Origin of the sequence: Streptomyces sp. NPDC001530 (assembly GCF_042894545.1) — a bacterium.
In the GTDB taxonomy this organism is placed as follows: Bacteria; Actinomycetota; Actinomycetes; order Streptomycetales; family Streptomycetaceae; genus Streptomyces.
This window is the reverse complement of record NZ_JBIAVS010000018.1, coordinates 1-15,985: the sequence shown is the minus strand read 5'-3', so window position 1 is coordinate 15,985 and position 15,985 is coordinate 1. Positions and strand designations below refer to the sequence as shown.

At 70.0% G+C, this 15,985-nt stretch carries 16 protein-coding genes; 7 read left to right on the top strand and 9 right to left on the bottom strand.

Annotated features, from left to right (window positions below; all coding sequences use genetic code 11):
- Positions 1-201: 201 nt before the first annotated feature.
- The 3 genes from ACFY0T_RS33220 to ACFY0T_RS33210 form a co-directional block, all read right to left on the bottom strand.
- Complete coding sequence (locus ACFY0T_RS33220; RefSeq protein ID WP_388879466.1) at positions 202-1,074, bottom strand: MerR family transcriptional regulator; 873 nt, start codon at positions 1,072-1,074, stop codon at positions 202-204.
- A 174-nt stretch (positions 1,075-1,248) separates the two neighbouring features.
- Complete coding sequence (locus tag ACFY0T_RS33215) at positions 1,249-1,749, bottom strand: glutathione peroxidase (protein WP_388878913.1); 501 nt, start codon at positions 1,747-1,749, stop codon at positions 1,249-1,251.
- A gap of 34 nt (positions 1,750-1,783) precedes the next feature.
- Positions 1,784-2,752 carry an ArsR family transcriptional regulator gene (locus ACFY0T_RS33210; protein WP_388879463.1) on the bottom strand — a complete coding sequence of 323 codons (969 nt, stop codon included), beginning with the start codon at positions 2,750-2,752 and terminating at the stop codon, positions 1,784-1,786.
- A 79-nt stretch (positions 2,753-2,831) separates the two neighbouring features.
- Here ACFY0T_RS33210 and ACFY0T_RS33205 point away from each other — a divergent pair, with 79 nt between their 5' ends.
- The 5 genes from ACFY0T_RS33205 (at position 2,832) to ACFY0T_RS33185 (ending at position 9,315) form a co-directional block, all read left to right on the top strand.
- A complete protein-coding gene (locus tag ACFY0T_RS33205; protein ID WP_388878910.1) occupies positions 2,832-4,022 on the top strand; it encodes an MFS transporter in 1,191 nt (396 codons plus the stop codon).
- Between the two features lie 72 nt (positions 4,023-4,094).
- Positions 4,095-5,003 (top strand): tRNA-dependent cyclodipeptide synthase, encoded by a 909-nt coding sequence (locus ACFY0T_RS33200; protein ID WP_388878907.1) that lies wholly within the window; start codon positions 4,095-4,097, stop codon positions 5,001-5,003.
- On the top strand, positions 4,993-6,180 hold the full coding sequence (locus ACFY0T_RS33195) for a cytochrome P450 (protein WP_388878904.1): 1,188 nt from the start codon (positions 4,993-4,995) through the stop codon (positions 6,178-6,180). The genes ACFY0T_RS33200 and ACFY0T_RS33195 overlap by 11 nt, the downstream gene beginning before the upstream one ends.
- Positions 6,181-7,204: 1,024 nt before the next feature.
- The gene (locus ACFY0T_RS33190) at positions 7,205-8,329 is read left to right on the top strand and encodes a GNAT family N-acetyltransferase (RefSeq protein WP_388878901.1); all 1,125 of its coding nucleotides are present in this window, start codon (positions 7,205-7,207) and stop codon (positions 8,327-8,329) included.
- A 215-nt stretch (positions 8,330-8,544) separates the two neighbouring features.
- Positions 8,545-9,315, top strand: a complete 771-nt coding sequence (locus ACFY0T_RS33185) for a calcium-binding protein (RefSeq protein WP_388878898.1) — start codon at positions 8,545-8,547, stop codon at positions 9,313-9,315.
- A 30-nt stretch (positions 9,316-9,345) separates the two neighbouring features.
- Here the strand turns inward: ACFY0T_RS33185 and ACFY0T_RS33180 are convergent, their stop codons facing one another.
- Positions 9,346-10,968 (bottom strand): alpha/beta hydrolase, encoded by a 1,623-nt coding sequence (locus tag ACFY0T_RS33180; RefSeq protein ID WP_388878895.1) that lies wholly within the window; start codon positions 10,966-10,968, stop codon positions 9,346-9,348.
- A gap of 273 nt (positions 10,969-11,241) precedes the next feature.
- Positions 11,242-11,670: a hypothetical protein gene (locus tag ACFY0T_RS33175; protein ID WP_388878892.1), complete on the bottom strand. Its 429-nt coding sequence runs from the start codon at positions 11,668-11,670 to the stop codon at positions 11,242-11,244.
- A 251-nt stretch (positions 11,671-11,921) separates the two neighbouring features.
- On the opposite strand from ACFY0T_RS33175, the gene ACFY0T_RS33170 reads away from it, so the two are divergent.
- Positions 11,922-12,359 (top strand): RICIN domain-containing protein, encoded by a 438-nt coding sequence (locus tag ACFY0T_RS33170; protein ID WP_388878889.1) that lies wholly within the window; start codon positions 11,922-11,924, stop codon positions 12,357-12,359.
- 70 nt (positions 12,360-12,429) lie between these two features.
- Here the strand turns inward: ACFY0T_RS33170 and ACFY0T_RS33165 are convergent, their stop codons facing one another.
- Genes ACFY0T_RS33165 through ACFY0T_RS33155 form a run of 3 tightly spaced genes read right to left on the bottom strand, consistent with a single transcriptional unit; the run spans position 12,430 to position 14,655 of the window.
- Complete coding sequence (locus ACFY0T_RS33165; protein WP_388878886.1) at positions 12,430-13,461, bottom strand: aldo/keto reductase; 1,032 nt, start codon at positions 13,459-13,461, stop codon at positions 12,430-12,432.
- A gap of 52 nt (positions 13,462-13,513) precedes the next feature.
- Positions 13,514-13,975 carry an SgcJ/EcaC family oxidoreductase gene (locus ACFY0T_RS33160; RefSeq protein ID WP_388878883.1) on the bottom strand — a complete coding sequence of 154 codons (462 nt, stop codon included), beginning with the start codon at positions 13,973-13,975 and terminating at the stop codon, positions 13,514-13,516.
- Positions 13,975-14,655: an SgcJ/EcaC family oxidoreductase gene (locus tag ACFY0T_RS33155; protein WP_388878880.1), complete on the bottom strand. Its 681-nt coding sequence runs from the start codon at positions 14,653-14,655 to the stop codon at positions 13,975-13,977. Before ACFY0T_RS33155 ends, ACFY0T_RS33160 begins: the two co-directional genes overlap by 1 nt.
- A 105-nt stretch (positions 14,656-14,760) precedes the next feature.
- On the opposite strand from ACFY0T_RS33155, the gene ACFY0T_RS33150 reads away from it, so the two are divergent.
- Complete coding sequence (locus ACFY0T_RS33150; RefSeq protein WP_388878877.1) at positions 14,761-15,210, top strand: MarR family winged helix-turn-helix transcriptional regulator; 450 nt, start codon at positions 14,761-14,763, stop codon at positions 15,208-15,210.
- 99 nt (positions 15,211-15,309) lie between these two features.
- Here the strand turns inward: ACFY0T_RS33150 and ACFY0T_RS33145 are convergent, their stop codons facing one another.
- Positions 15,310-15,633 carry a hypothetical protein gene (locus ACFY0T_RS33145; protein ID WP_388878875.1) on the bottom strand — a complete coding sequence of 108 codons (324 nt, stop codon included), beginning with the start codon at positions 15,631-15,633 and terminating at the stop codon, positions 15,310-15,312.
- Positions 15,634-15,985 lie beyond the last annotated feature (352 nt).

The following is a 15,985-nucleotide window of genomic DNA, read 5'->3' as shown; positions in this document are numbered from 1 at the left end:
TTCCCCCCCCCCCCCCCCCGGCCCGGCCGGCCCGGGGGGGCCCCCCCCCCCCCCCCCCCCCAAAAACCCCGCCCCCGCCCCCCCCCCCCCGGGGGGGGGGGGGGCACCCCCGCGACAAGCCCCCACCCACCCGCAGCCGAAATGCTGGTACGGGACGGGCAGGGGCGGAGGGGGCGAAACACGCTTGGGGTCCGGCGGACGTCACTTCACCGGGAACGCCACATCGCACACCGCGTCCTCCGGCCCCGCCGCATCCCAGTCGGCGAAGTACACCTCGCGACAGGGACCGTCGTACGACAGCCCCTGCTCGGCGATCCACGCCTCCACGGCCTCGAAGGCGGCGAGGATCTGCGGGTGGGCGACCTGCGCCTTGGTGATACGGGTGTAGGCGAGCCGCTGGGCGGGCTCGACGCGGACCTTGGCCTGCCAGGGCCGCGCCTGCTTCTCGGCCCAGGCCCGCGCCGCCTCCGCGTCGGCGACGGGCACGCACGCCTCCGCCGGCCCGTCGCTCTCCGTGCTGACTTCGGCGTAGTAGACGACGAAGGGGGGCCCAGTGACGCCCCCGGACTGCTCCGCGCCCTCTTCCAGCCGCCCCAGCGAGGCCGGGATCCAGACCGGCAGCTCATCCGCGAGGGTGTGCCGCGTCTCCGTCAGCACCACCCGCTCCGGCACGTCCACCGTCTCGACCACGAACTTCCCGTACATCTCGGAACTCCTTCCCGACAGCCGTCCACGGAGGTACTCGGCGAGCGTCCGCTGCGAAGCGAACCGAGCCTCGGCATCCGCCCAGTACGCGGTGAGGAGCTCGACGCCGGCCGGGCCCCGTGCCTCGACCACCTCCGCGATCCGCGCGAGCGGCATGTCGAGCTGGCGCAGCAGCGCGACCAGGCGGGCGCGTTCGACCTGCTCGACGCGGTAGTAGCGGTAGCCGCTGACCTCGTCGACGTGCGCCGGAGCGAGCAGTCCGAGCCGGTCGTACAGCCGCAGCGCCTTCGGCGAGAGCCGTGCGCGAGCGGCGAACGCGCCGATCGTGAGCAGCCTTTGCTCCGATGCCCGGCCCAGTCCGTCGCCCAGTCCGTGGCCCAGTCCCTGATCCCGTCCCTGATCGGGTCCCTGATCGGGTCCCTGGTCCGGTCCCTGATGCACGTGTTCCTGATGCACGAGCCCATCCTCCGTCACCGGGCGCCTTCCGCCCGGTGACACGGGACGTTCCCCCTTGCCCCAGGGGCAAGGTCAAACACGGCGGAGTCAGCCGGCGAGCTGCTTCTCCACCGCCGCGACTACCTCCGCCGACTCCGGCTCGGTCTGCGGCGAGAAGCGGGCGACGACCGCGCCGTCCCGCCCGATCAGGAACTTCTCGAAGTTCCAGCGGATGTCCCCGCTGTGGCCCTCGGCGTCCTCGGTCCCGACCAGTCGCTCGTAGAGCCCGTGCCGCTCGTCCCCGTTCACCTCGACCTTCTCGGTCATCGGGAAGGTCACGCCGTACGTGGCCGAGCAGAACTCGGCGATCTCCTCGGAGGTCCCGGGCTCCTGGCCCATGAACTGGTTGCAGGGCACCCCGAGGACGGTGAAGCCCTGGTCGGCGTACCGCTCGTGCAGTCGCTCCAGACCCGCGTACTGCGGGGTCAGCCCGCACTTGGAGGCCACGTTCACGATGAGCACGGCCTTGCCCCGGTACTGCCCCAGATCGGCGGAACCACCCTGGAGGGCCCCGATTTCGACGTCGAGCACAGAGTTCTCAGTAGTCATAAACGGATGCTATCTCCGGTTGGTGGTGTGGCCGTCAGTCGCGCTGGGCTGTGACGAGCACCTCACCGGCCGCCGTCCGCGAGTACAGCACCGACCGCCCCGCCCGCCGCCGCTGCACGAGCCGCGCGTCCAGCAGCACCTTCAGATGTCGGCCGACCGAGCCCAGCCCCTGCCCGGTCACGGCGACGAGCTGGCTCGTGGACATGGGGGAGTCGAGAAGGACGAGGACGCCGGCGCGGGCGGTTCCGAGGAGCGCGCCGAGACTCTCGGGCACCGCTTCGGCGCGTACGTCGGCCAGCACGCCCGCGCACGGATAGATGACGGCGTACCGGTGGGGCTCCTCCCAGGACACCCACCCCGCCTTCGGGGTGACGGGCACGAAGAGGAGCCGGGCTCCGGAGATCTCGCGCGGCGGATACTCGTGGAGGTTGATCTGGAGGCGGTTGTCGCCGAGCCACCTGGTCCCCGGCCGCAGCGCGTCCAGCGCCGCCGCCCAGCCGCCCTGGCTCAACTGCGCGGTACGGGCCACCACATCCGCCTCCAGGATGCGCCGCCGCCGGTCCCAGTAGGGGCGTACGGACTCCTCCCACACGGAGGTGAGGAGCGCGGCGGCGCGCTCGGGCAGGTCGTCGCGGTCCGCAAGCAGGTTGGGCAACGGCCCCCGGAGCGCGACGGCGAGATGGGCGCGCGCGTCGTCCGGCGATGCCTCGCGCACCCGGGCGACCTCGTCCTCGAAGGTCTCGCCGTCGCCGTACGGGGTCGGGGTGAGGAAGTCGGCGATCCACTCCCGCCCGAGCCCGGACCGTATGAGCAGCGCGGTGACGGGATCGGCGGCCAGCCGCCGCCGGTACGCGGGCAGATGGGCCCGCAGCCAGGCGTGCTCACCGGGGTGCGCGGCGACCCCCGCGTGCAGCACCTTCAGACTCGCGAAGGTCTCGGCGAGGGGCGAGAGCACGAAGCGGCTGCCGGCGAGGGTGTCGGCGTTGACCTGCCACCAGCCCATGTGCGCCCCCTTGGCCTTCTTGTTTCGCTGCTGCGCGAAACAATAACGACCGCCTCGTACGGCCCCGGAGACTCCGCGCATGCGCAGCTACTCCGACCTCTTCCGTACGCGGGAGTTCACCCCGCTCTTTCTCTCCTCGGCCCTCCATGCGGCGGCCTCGACGATCGGCGGCCTGGCCATCGGGACGCTGGTGTACAAGGCGACGGACTCACCGCTGCTGTCGGCGGTGAGCATGTTCGGACCGCAGCTGGCGCAGGTGGTCGGCGCGACCACCCTGCTGTCGGCGGCGGACCGGCTGGCGCCGCGCGCCACGATGACGGGCATCGCGCTGTCCTTCGCCGTCGGTACGGCGGCGATGGCGACCCCCGGCCTCCCGGTCTGGACGGTCTTCGCCCTGATCGCCGTCCTCGGCCTGGTCTCCTCGCTCGGCGGGGGCGTCCGCTGGGGCCTGCTCAACGAGATCCTGCCCAAGGACGGCTATCTGCTGGGCCGTTCGGTCTTCAACATGGTGAACGGCATCATGCAGATCACGGGCTACGCGGCGGGCGGTGTGCTGGTCGCGGTGCTGTCCCCGAGGATCACGCTGGCCACGGCGGCGGCCCTGTACCTGGCGTCGGCCCTGGTCACCCGCTTCGGCATGTCCCGCCGGCCTCCGAGGGCCACCGGCCGCCCCTCGATCGCGCAGACATGGCGCACGAACGCGCTGCTGTGGTCCTCGCCCGCGCGCCGGACGACGTATCTGCTCCTGTGGATCCCGAACGGCCTGGTCGTCGGCTGCGAGTCCCTGTACGTGTCGTACGCGCCGGACCGGGCGGGTCTGCTCTTCGCCTGCGCGGCGTTCGGCATGTTCGTGGGCGACGTGACGACGGGCCGTTTCATTCCGCCGCCGGTCCGCCGCCGTCTGGGCATCCCGTTCCTGCTGCTCCTCGCCACGCCGTACCTGCTGTTCGCCCTCCGGCCGGGGGTGGCCGTGGCGGCCGCCTGCGCGGCCCTCGCCTCGATCGGTTTCGGCGCGAGCCTGATCCAGCAGGAGCGGCTCATGGCCCTGACACCGGACGAACTGAGCGGCCACGCACTGGGGTTGCACTCCTCGGGCATGCTCACCATGCAGGGCGTGAGCGCGGCGCTGGCCGGGTCGGTGGCCCAACTGACCTCGCCAGGTGCGGCGATGACGGTGATGGCGGCGGCGTCGATCGCCGTGACGCTGACGCTGGCGGCCGCGGGCAGGCGCGCCGGACGCCCGTTGACACTCTCCGTGTCCGAACGCTAACTTCGCGGCGTCGTCGCCACACCAGGAGCACGAGGCTCCATTGGGACTAGCGACGCGAAGGACACTCTCCAGTTGACGACTGCGACTGTTCCCGAGATCCAGCACGTCACGCCCAGGCCAACCATCTCCGGCCTCTTCAGAGTTCAGCCCTACACACCCCACTGTCAGGTCATCCACGCCGCCGGCGACCACGCCGTGATCGGTGTCTCGCCGGGCAACAGCTACTTCTCGGCCCGCCGGATCAACGACCTGGCCCGCTGGGGCCTCGACCACTTCGACCGGGTCGACTTCGTCTATACCGACCTCCATGTCGCCGAGATGTACGAGGCGTTGGGCTATACCGCCGACGACGCCCGACGGAAGGCGGTGAAGAACCTACGGGGCGTCCGCGCCAAGGTGACCGCGGCGGTGGAAGCCTTCGGTGGCGCCGGAGGCGCTTCCGGGAGCGGTTCCGGGAGCGGCTCTGGGGTCCGCTCCGGGGGCGGCTCAGGGATCGGCTCTGAGGTCCGCTCCGGGGGTGGGAGGCTCGCCGCCCACGCCATGTCGGACTTCGCGGACAACCCGGCGTACCGGCGGATCCACGACCACATCCGCGAACTTCTCGACATGGACGGGGAGTTCCGCCGGACCTGCGACGCGCTCGTGGACGCGTTCCTCTCCTCGAAGGTCCTCGACGGACGGCAGGGCACCGAGCGGCAGCGCGAGGTGTGCCTGAAGTACGTCTGCGCGGAGGCGCCGCTGTTCCTGGACACCCCGGCCATCCTGGGCGTCCCGTCCTCCCTCAACTGCTACCACCAGCTGCTGCCGATGGCCGAGCTGCTGTACGCGCGCGGTTCGGGCCTGCGGGCGTCGCGCAACCAGGGCCATGCGATCGTCACGCCCGTCACCACGCCCGTCACCACGCCCGTCACCACGCCTGTCACCACATCTGTCGGCACGTCCGTCGGCACGTCGCAGGAAGGGGACGGCGATGCTCGCTGAGAACCTGCTCGACTTCCCGTTCTCCTGGCGCGGCGACCAGCTGCCCGCAGAAGTCGAGGAGTTGCGCTCCTCGACCCCAGTACGCCGCGTACGGACCATCGCCGGCGACGAGGCCTGGCTGGTCTCCTCGTACGACCTGTGCAAGCAAGTCCTGGAGGACAGCCGCTTCAGCCTGAAGGACACCTCGGCCCCCGGCGTGCCACGCCAGTACGCGCTGACGATCCCGCCCGAGGTCGTCAACAACATGGGCAACATCACCGGGGCAGGGCTACGGAAGGCCGTCCTCAAAGCCCTCAACCCGAAGAGCGAGGGCCTGACGGACTGGATGCGGTGGTACGCCGCCGAGCTCGTCGACGGCCTGCTGGCCGAGGGTGCGCCCGCGGACCTGCGCGGCGGCTTCGCCGACCCGTACTCGGCGGCGATGCACTGCCACATCCTCGGCATCCCGCAGGCGGACGCGCCCCGGCTGATGCGCAGCCTGGACATCGCGTTCATGAACTCGGCCTGCCCGGTCACCGGCGCGAAGCTGAACTGGGACCGCGACATCGCGTATATGTCCGCCCGCCTGGACGACCCGTCCACGACGGGCCTCATGTCCGAGCTGGCGGCTCTGCGCGAGGATCCGGAGTACGCCCACCTGACCGACGAGATGCTGGCGACGGTGGGGGTGACGATGTTCGGCGCGGGCGTCATCTCGACGTCGGGCTTCCTGGCGATGGCGATCGTCTCGCTCCTCCAACACCCGGAGCTGCAGGCAGAGTTGTTCGCCCACCGCGACAGGATTGCGGCCGCCGTGGACGAACTCCTGCGCATCAACCTCTCCATCGCCGACGGTCTGCCGCGCCTCGCCGTGCAGGACGTACGGCTGGGCGAGGTGGACGTCAGGGCGGGCGAGCTGGTCCTGGTCCTCGTCGAGGGCGCCAACTTCGACCCCAAGGAGTTCCCCGACCCCCACACAGTCGACCTCACCCGCCCCAACACCACCACCCACCTCTCCTTCGGCGGCGGCCGCCACTACTGCCCCGCCACGGCCCTCGGTAAGAAACACGCCGAGATCGCCCTGGAGATCCTGCTCGACCGGATGCCGGACCTCCAACTGGCGGTCCCGATCGAGCAGTTGGTGTGGCGTACGGGCTTCATGAAACGCATTCCCGAGCGGCTGCCGGTGATGTGGTGACCGTGACGGGCGGGATGTCGTCCGTCGTCATGCGCTGAGGCTGCGCGAACGGCCGGGGGCCCGCTGCGCCGGTGCCCCCGGCCCGCGCAGCGGGACTTCCACGCACGGCTGAGCGGCGCACGACAGCAGGCAGCTCGGCATCGGCGAGCGCTTCTGCGCGGGCTCAGTCCAGGCTGGGGGACGCGGGATCCCGGACGGCGGCCTGCAAGCAGTGAACAACCCTTCGGTGGGTGTCCCCCACCTGGTCGGTCGCATCCACCTGAATCAGGATGTCTTCGATTTCGTACATGGCCCTGCGGGTGAACAGGGCCAATATCCCGTGCCTTTGGGGCGAGTTGGACAGCGGGAAGGAGGGGCCGAGATTGCGCAAGGCATAGTCTTCCCCATGGGCCAGACCCGCGTCGCGCAGAACAGAGATCGCCTCTTCCCGCGATATCCAGGCCGTCCTTGTCGAGGCCGTGCGCTGCTGGGTGTCCCTCGCTCATCGTTCTCCTGTCCTCGGACAGAGATCGCCGGTGGGAGCAGTCGATGCTAGGGGCAGGCCTGGTCGGGGGAAGGGCGCGCCACAGTGACGCGGGGCGGGCCGCGGGCGGCCCGCGGTGGATCGCGCCACCCGATCCGCACGCTTCCGTTACGACAGGCACCCTTGACAGCGTGCGTACTGTTTCGCGACGTTTGAGCCCCGCCGAACAGTTCGTGTCTCGGTCGACGAACGTGGAGCGAGCGCGTACACGGGGCGGATCGGGAGATAGCCGAAGAAGGGGCAGGACGCGGCCAGCGCGTCGTGGGGGTACTAGGGGGGAGCGGTCGCCCATGCGATCCATACGTTCCAGGCGTTCCGTACGTTGTAAGCGTTCGATGCGTTCGATGCGTTCGATGCGTTCTGCGCGATCTGCGCGATCTATGGGTTCCACGCGTTCGATGAGTGCGATGCGTTCGACGAGCAATGATCCACACGCCCTACGAGCCTCCGACGTGCCCGGTACATCCCTCGCGGACTCTGCGGAAGGGCGGTTGATCTGAGGTGGACATCACGATCCACAGACCCGAGGAGCTGAGCACTCCGCTTCGCCGGGCGTGGCACCGGGCGATGGACGAGTCGCCCGATTATGCCAACCCCTTCCTGGCACCGGAGTTCGCGGCCGGGGTCGGCAGATACCGCGGTCGGGCACAGGTGGCGGTCCTGCACGAGGGCGGAGAGCCCGTCGGCTTCTTCCCGTACGAGCGCAACGCCTTCGGCGTCGGCCGGGCCATCGGTCTCGGCCTCTCCGACTGCCAGGCCCTCGTGCACCGCCCCGGGGTCACCTGGGACCCCAGGGAGCTGCTGCGGGCCTGTGGGCTGTCCGTCTTCGAGTTCGACCACCTCGTCGAGGAACAGAAACCCTTCGGCAGATACGTCACGGGAACGTTCGCCTCACCGGTGATCGACCTGAAGGACGGCGGCCACGGCAGCTACGCGGAGTGGCTGCGCGGCGCGTACCCGGGGCTGGCCAAGACGACGCTGAAAAAGGAACGCCGCCTGGGGCGCGACCTCGGCGAGATGCGGTTCGTCTACGACGAGCGCGACCCACGGGTGCTGCGCACGCTCATGCAGTGGAAGTCCGCCCAGTACCGCAGGACGGGCCGGATGGACCGTTTCGCGCGGCCGTGGATCGTCGATCTGGTGGACCACCTGTTCCAGGTCCGCGAGGAGCACTTCACCGGTGTGCTGTCCGTGGTGTACGCCGGTGACCGGCCGGTGGCCGCACACTTCGGACCGACGTCGCGCACGGTCTTCGCGGCCTGGTTCACCGCGTACGACCCCGAGCTCCGCTACTACTCGCCCGGCCTGATCATGCACCTTCGGATGGCCGAGGCGGCGGGCCGGGAGGGCGTACGGCTCATGGACTTCGGCCGCGGCGACAAGGAGTGGAAGGACTGGCTCAAGACCCGCGAACTCCGCGTGGGCGAAGGGTTCGCCACCCGCCCCCACCCGACGGCGGCGGCGCACCGGCTGTGGCGCCGACCGGTACGCGGCCTGCGCAACACGGTCCTGGCCCACCCCAGACTGCGGGACCCGGCCGACCGCCTCCTCAAAACGGTCGGCACGCTCCGCACGACGGCCCGGTCGGGCGGCTCCGGCGAAGCGGCGGGCCCCCGAGCCCGCTGAACAGGCTTCCCGGACTCGGCGCGGTCGACCGCCCACCGGGGGGCCGGCGCCGGCTCACGAGTCGATGGACCGTCCGCTTCGGCACCGTGCTTCGAGCGCAGCGTGACCCCAACGGGGACCAGGTGTACGCATGTTGTTTCGGCATCCTTTACAGTCCGTCCACTATTCGGGTGCCTGTCTGGTTAACAGGCGGCCTCATCGTCCTGAGGGATCTCATGCGCACAATCGCCATAGGCGCCGCTTTGTCCGGCGCGCTGGCATGCACCGCTCTCGCCGTTCCGGCCGCTCACGCGGACACGGCGGTGGGCGACACCACGGTTTCGAACGTGGTGGTGAACGGCGGCAAGGACATCGCCGTCGGCACGACGAACAGCGTGACCTTCAAGATCACGTTCACGGCCTCTGATCCGGCCGGCATCGCGTCCGGGCAGACGTACCTCTACCACGGTACGTGGAGCGACCCGGACGCCTTCTGGACCCAGGACTCGGACGGCGGCACCACGTGCACGTCGGGGACGACAGTCACCTGCACGTCGACGTACACCATCGTTCCCGAGTACGACGTGCACTACAACGCACTCGCGGGCACCTGGCACGTCGGCGCGTACGCGAAGGCCAAGGACGGCGACTCGGCGAAGAAGACGGACGTCGGCACCACCCACGTGCAGCGCTACTCCAAGCTCACGGTCAACGCCTCGCCGGAGCCCGTCGCCAAGGGCAAGACGATCACCGTCACGGGCAAGCTGTCACGCGCGAACTGGGAGGACCACCTGTACCACGGCTACACCAACCAGCCGGTCAAGCTCCAGTTCCGCAAGGCAGGCACCAGCACCTACAGCACGGTCAAGACCGTGTACACCGACAGCACCGGCAATCTGAAGACCACGGTCACCTCTTCCGCCGACGGCTACTGGCGCTACTACTTCACGGGCACGAGCACCACCCCTCCGGCCAAGGCCACCGGCGACTTCGTCGACGTGCAGTAAGCGGCGTTCCTCCGGCGCCCGAAGCCGGGCTCAAGAGGCGGTGCCGGCCATCGCGCCGCCGCCGGTGGCGATACCGCCTCGCGGCCTGGGTGCGGAGAAGGGCGGCGCGTCCGGTCGGCACGTTGCTCCGACCGGCGGGAGGGTGCCGTCGATGAAGTAGCGGCTCTCGTAAGCGTTGACGCAGCTGCTGGGGTTGAGCAGTGCGCTGTGCCCGTACCCGTTGTTGGTGAGCAGGCGGGCGTTGGCCAGTTCTTTGGCCATGGCCTGCGCGTCCCGGTAGGGGGTGGCGGGGTCGTAGACGGTGCCGACCACCAGGACGGGGTGCGCCGTGGGCCTGTTCCACGGGCCGCGGTAACGGTTGGCGGCTACGGCCGGCCAGGTGGCACACGGCTCTGCGGCCCAGGTCCAGAAGCGTCCGGCGTCGCCCGTACGGGTGGCGCCGGCCTCCTCCAGGGCGTGGTAGGCACCGGGGTCACGTGGATTGGGGCTGTCGGAGCAGAGCACGGCACCGCCCTGTTCATCGCCCGTGTACGGATTCGGGACCGGTGGTGCGGGCGGGGGCGGGGCCTGCTCCGGGGCGCGGCCCTGCCACAGGGCCTGCAGGCGGTCGGCGAGGAGCGTCCATCCGGGGTGGACGACGTTGAGGCTGCTCACTGTGTCACCGACCGTCCTGCCATAGGTCCACGCGCCCTGTGGATGCTCCCGGAGGCGCTGCATCAGCTGGTCGAACTTGTCCCGGGTCGCTTTCGGGCTGCCGGCGGAGAAGGCGCAGCGGGCGGTGGTGGTGGAGCCGCACAGGGCGAGGAACTGGTCCAGGATTCCGGCCAGGCCGAGGTCCGCGCCCATGCGGAGGAATATCGGGAGCCGGGGGGCGTCGTTGGAGGCGTGGTTCGTCCAGGCCTGCGGGTCGATATTGCTGTCGATGGTCATGGCGCGGACCTTGCCGGGATACAGGTTGGCGTAGGTGGCGCCGAGGTACGAGCCGTAGGAGATCCCGAAGTAGGTGAGTTGTGGGTCGCCCACCGCCTGGCGGAGCTGGTCGAGATCGCGGGCGGTGTCGGCGGTCGACACATGGCGCAGGAGCTCGGGGTCACGCTGCTGGCAGCGCCGGCCCAGATCCTTGTACGCGGCGATCCAGCTTGCCCGCTCCTGTTCGCCCACCGGGAAGCCGGCCGGTTTGCTCGAGATCCAGGCGTCGGCTTCCGTGGGACTGTCGAAGCAGTTCACCGCGGTGCTGTTGCCGACCCCGCGGGGATCCCAGCTGACGATGTCGAACCGCTCCCGCACCTCTCGCGGGAAGAACTCGTAATTCTGCGGCATCTGCACCGTTCCGGGCCCGCCGGGGCCACCGGGGTTGAAGAACAACGTGCCGATGCGCCGTCCGGGGCCGGTTGCCTTGCGTTTGACGACTGCCAGCTCGATGGTGCGTCCGCCGGGGTTGCGGTAGTCCAGCGGCACCTTCGCGGTCGCGCAGTCGAACTGTCTGCCCTGGACGCAGGGTCTCCAGTCCAACTGCGGGGCGGCCACCGAAGGTGACGGCGCGCCGCCGGTCGCGGCGATGTCCGACCCGGTGAGCACCGTCGAGCAGGTCACCGCCACGGCGATGGCCGCGGCGCACCGCCGGCGGCCCGCTATGGATCCCGGTATGTGCATGCCTCGTCCTTCCGCCTTCATGGCTGACAGCCCGATGCCACCACGGCCCTGAGCGTCGGGACGCATCCGTATAAACAGCACCGCGACCGGACAAGGCCTGCAAGCCAACCGCGGCTGAATGGCAGAACTCCTCGAGGCGCGTACGTCGTGGGCCGTGACGCCGGTTACTACACCCCCGAGCGCTGCGCACGGGCGCCGTGCACGAGGAGCAGTCGTAGCGGGCTGGTCGCCGCGCGCCAGACGGCGGTGAGTTCTTCGAGGTCGCTCGGCAACTCACCCTTGGCTGCGCCGAGCGATCGCAGCAGTCGCTGCAGCGCCTGCTCCGGCGATTACCGCCGCTGCCTGCTGTGCGCGCGCACAGCCACGAACAGAACAGCCGTCCGGGTACCGGGCGCTGAGCTCACGGGCCGCGCGTACGACGAGCGCGGTCTTGCCGACCCCGGCCGTACCGTCCACCGTCACGATCGATACGGATCCGGGCGCGGACGGCGCGATCAGCTGCTCCAGTTCGGCCTCCCGCCCGATCAGGCGGCCCGCGTCGTCCGGCAGGTCATTGACCGTGCGGCGGGGCCGGGCCCGGGACCCCTCCTGAGCCCCACCGGGAAGAGCGGCGGAGCGAGTCGCGGCCGGACCGAGGAGTCGTTCGTCGTCCCGGCGAAGCACCGCCTGGTGCAGACCCGCACGACCCTGGCCATCCAGCACCTGCCGTACGCCTCCTTGCCGGACGACGAGGCACGGGCCACGCCGTCCGCCTCGGTCTCGGCGTCGCTCGTCCCCACGCCGTCCTCGTCAGGCGGGACGAAACCGGGGAAGTCGCCGTCCCCGCCGCCGGGGGAGGACAAGGGGGCAGGAGGTCCCAGGCCGAAGCCGGTACGGGGGCCGGGGGCGCGCAGGACGGTTCAGACGGCTCGGCCGGCGCAGGCGGAAGCGGCGGCTCCGGCGGTTCGAGCAGCTTGGGAGGCAGCACCGGCTCCAGCAGTTCCACCAGTTCCGGTGGGAACACCGGCTCCAGCGGCTCGGGTGGCAGCGGCTCCGGTGGTTACTACCAGCTCAAGAACAACGGCAACGGCCAGTGCCTGAAGCGCGCCGAGTACGGCATCACCACCGAGACCTGCTCGGACGGCCCGGCGACCTCCTGGGCGTACAAGAGCGGGTCGAACGGCACCTATCAGCTGGTCAACGAGTCCACCGGCACCTGCCTGACCGCCAGCGCGAGCAACGCCCTGCAGATGGGCGAGTGCGACGGCAGCACCCAGCGGTTGTGGCGCACGGGCTCCGGCGGCACCCTGCAGAGCATGTCCAACAGCATGTGCGTCGACACGCCGGCCGGCTGGGCGAGCACCGCGACCTGCGATTCCGGCAAGGTCTCGCAGCGCTGGACGAGGACATGACCAGCCTCGTCAACCGCCCACTCGCAGCAACAGCTTCCCCGTCAGTCATCGGCCCGGACGAAGACCGGCTTCAGGTGTTTCTCCGGCAGCGCGGTCGGCAGGTCCTCCCAGTCGATGATGTGGGAGACCACTTTCTCGGGGGCGACCTTGCCGGAGGCGGCGAGTTCGAGGGCGTCGGGGATGTGGGCGCGTACGTTGGCACGGGCGATGCGCAGGGTGACGCCGGTGAGGTACATGTCGAGGAGGGGCAGCTCGCCGGCGCGGAAGTGGTTGCCCGCCGACTCGCAGATGCCCTCCGGGCAAGGGACTTGACGGCCAGGGCGAGCTGGTCGACGCGGCCGGTGGCTTCGACGGCGATGTCGAAGCCCTGCGGGATCGGTTCCAGGACTTCGGCGGTGGCGGCGCCGAAGATGCGGGACAACGTGCGGTGTTCGGGCTCGGGGTCGACGTAGAGCACCTCGGAGGCGCCGAGCGCGCGGGCGATGTCGCACACGTACAGGCCGATGCTGCCGCGGGCGACGACCAGCACCCGCGCTCCGGGGCGGGCCTTGAGGTGGGGGGCGACCAGGCGCCAGGCCAGGGACCAGTTGTCGCTGGCCGAGGCCATGGCGACCGGGTCCAGGCCGGTGGGCAGCGGGACCAGCATGGCGTCGGCGTAGGGCACGCGGACCAGGTCGGAGAAGAGTCCGCCCCAACTGCCGCCGACCGGTGCGCCGTACATCGCCATGTAGGGCACGGCGGTGCAGTGCGCGGTCAGCCCGGCCCGGCAGCGGTCGCAGTTTTCGAGGTTGGCCTCGACCAGGCCGCGCATGTCGGCGGCAGTGCCGTGGGAGAAGCCGTCCTGACGGACGCTGGGGCCCACCTTGGTGGCGATGACCAGGTTGGACGGGTAGGGGTGCAGGGCCTCGCGAATCAGGGAGTTCGCACGTACCGCACCGTCGCGGCTGACGTAGAAGTCGGCGGTGTCGATGTGGTCGACACCGAGTTCCACGGCGCGACGCAGCACGACACAGCCGGCCTCGGGGTCGCGGGCGGGACCGCCCATGCCGTCCTTGGACGGCAGGCGCAACCGGTCCGTCCGGTCCGGCTCATGATCGGTCATGGTGACGGTCCTCCTTGTACCGGTGCCGGGTGCGTGGGCCCTGGGCGTGGTGTCAGTGCGAGGCAGGTCGGGTGGCGGGCTGGAGTCGGAACGAGACGGCTTCCATCAGGCGCCTGCGCTGCGTCTTCTGGACGGCGGCGATCCGCCAGCGGCCGTCGGACTCGCGGACGACCGTGTAGGTGGCGAGCTTGCCCAGGCGCTTCGGCCTGCGCTTGCCGACGTCGCCGCACGTGGTGACGACCGCGGTGTCGGCGCCGTAGAAGCGGATGTCGTTGATCTCGACGGTCAGTTCGGTGCCCTTGAGGAACCCGTCGAACAGGGCCTGATGGGCGCGGCCGATCTCGCTCCCGCCGCGGTAGACGGTGCCGGCGAAGGTCACGTCGGTCGCGTCGTGCGTGAAGCACCGGCCGTACGCGGGTCCGTCGCCGTGGTTCCAGGCGGCGCGGCTCTCCTCCAGGAGGGCGCGGATGGCGGTGGCGTCCGTTTCGCGTGCGAGGTGGGCGTTGTCGGTCATCACTTCTCGGCCTCCGGCTTGGTGGACGGGTCCCACAGGAACGAGATGCGCTCCATGACGGACTGGCGCTTGGTGTTGTGGAAGGCGGCGATTCGCCAGTCGCGGCCGCTCTGGCGGATCAGCGTGTAGGTCTGGGTCTTGGACAGTTCGCTCGGCTTCTTGGGCGTGCCCGTGTACGTGTCGCCGCGGGTGGTGACGATCGCCGTGTCGGGGCCGTAGAAGCGGATGCCGAGGAAGGAGTCGGCGAGCCTGGTGTTCTTGAGAAAGCCGTCGAACAGGGCGCGATGGGCCGCGGTGATGTCCTTGCGGCCCTGGTAGTGGGTGCCGATGTAGGTGGTGTAGGTGGCGTTGGGGGTGAAGTGCTCGCCGTACGCGGTGGCGTCGCCGCGGCCCCATGCGTCGGTCATCGAGCGCAGTACGTCGCAGACCGCCCGGTGGTCGTCGGCCGTCGGTGCTCCGGCGGCGGTCGGGGTGATGTCCGGGGTCACCACGGTGCAGTCGCTCTGGCCGAGGTTGTGTATGTCGGAGGTGGCGTCCAGCCACAGGTAGGCGGATCCGGCGGCGACGGTCAGGGCCAGCGCGGTCGCGCCCAGGACCCGTTTGACGGTACGGCGGCGGGAGCGGCGGGGCGGGGCGGGGGTGCCGGTCGGCTCGGGCGGCGTGACGGTGGCGGTGCTCATGATGTTCCCCCTCGTGGTAACTTCATAGGAGAAGTTGCTGCGTTGAAGATTTATCTTCTCTGAGGAAGAGATTAGGGAGTGAAGAAGCCTGTGTCAACGCCGTCCATGCGATCCGACGCGAGCCAGGTCTACCGCCGGTACCTGAGTGCCGTGATGCTGCACGGCCACGCGAGTGCCAGAGCGTGCGGACTTGGCGCCACTGACCTCTACGCGCTGAACATCCTCCAGCTGTCAGGGGCGATGACTCCTGGCGAACTGGCCGAGCGCACAGGCCTGACGACGGGGCCGACCACTCGCCTGATCGACAGACTGGAGCAGGCGGGCTACGTCCGCCGCGTCCCCGATGCCGGAGACCGGCGCAAGATCATCGTCGAACCGGTCGGAAAGCCCCTCGAACTCGATCGGGTCATGACCCCCGCGCGGCAGAGGATCGGCGAGATCCTCGGCGGCTTCACGCCGGAGCAACTCGATGCCCTCTTCGACTACTTCACCCGCGCCGCCCAGGCTTACCAGGAAGCCGCCGAGCAATTGCGCGACGACACCGCCAACCACTGAAGCCCGGCGCCCCCGGATCCGCCCGGACAACAAACAAACCCCAGGTCGCTGACCTGGGGTTTCATCATGGAGCGGGTGAAGAGAAGCGAACTCGCGCTCTCAGCTTGGGAAGCTGCGGTCACTTGCGGCCGTTTCGGGTGCTGACCTGTGTGAACGGCCGAGGTGTGATCTCTTCGGGCTCGCCTGCTTTCCCCGTGATTCCCGCTCGTGAGCTTCGTCCACGGCGTTCAGGGCCAGGACGACGCGCTCCACTGCACCTAGGACTTGTACGGCATCGGCTTCGGCCAGCGTGGGCAACTCGTCCTCGAATGTGTCGAGGACGGCATCGGTTGCCGTCAGCAGCGCTTCGGGGAACAGCCCAGCCATGCAGGCGCAGTCGGGATCCAGGGTGCCGGCGGCAAGCTCCTCGGCTTCCTCGGCCATGCCCCTGCGTCAACTTGTTGTCGGTTTCTCAGCCATGGGCCGGACCGTACAGCGCGGGATTGACAGCGGGGCGTACTCCCTGCCGCGGTGCGGGCGGCCTTGCTGGGAGGTGCACGCTTTCCAAGCGCTCGGAGCAACACGTCATCCGGGTGCCTGGCGATGGACCAAGCGGGGTCATGGATGGCCCTCTGGACCGGCGGCGAGAGCCGACGGCGGACCGGTGAGGGATCCCACAAACGGGTCGACCAGTGGCGCGTGGACGCCGAGGGGGCTATCGTCGAGAGGGAGAACGACCGGTCTTCCTACCCTTTGGGGAATGGCCTCTCGGCCTTCTGGGGCGGGACTGCCTCCA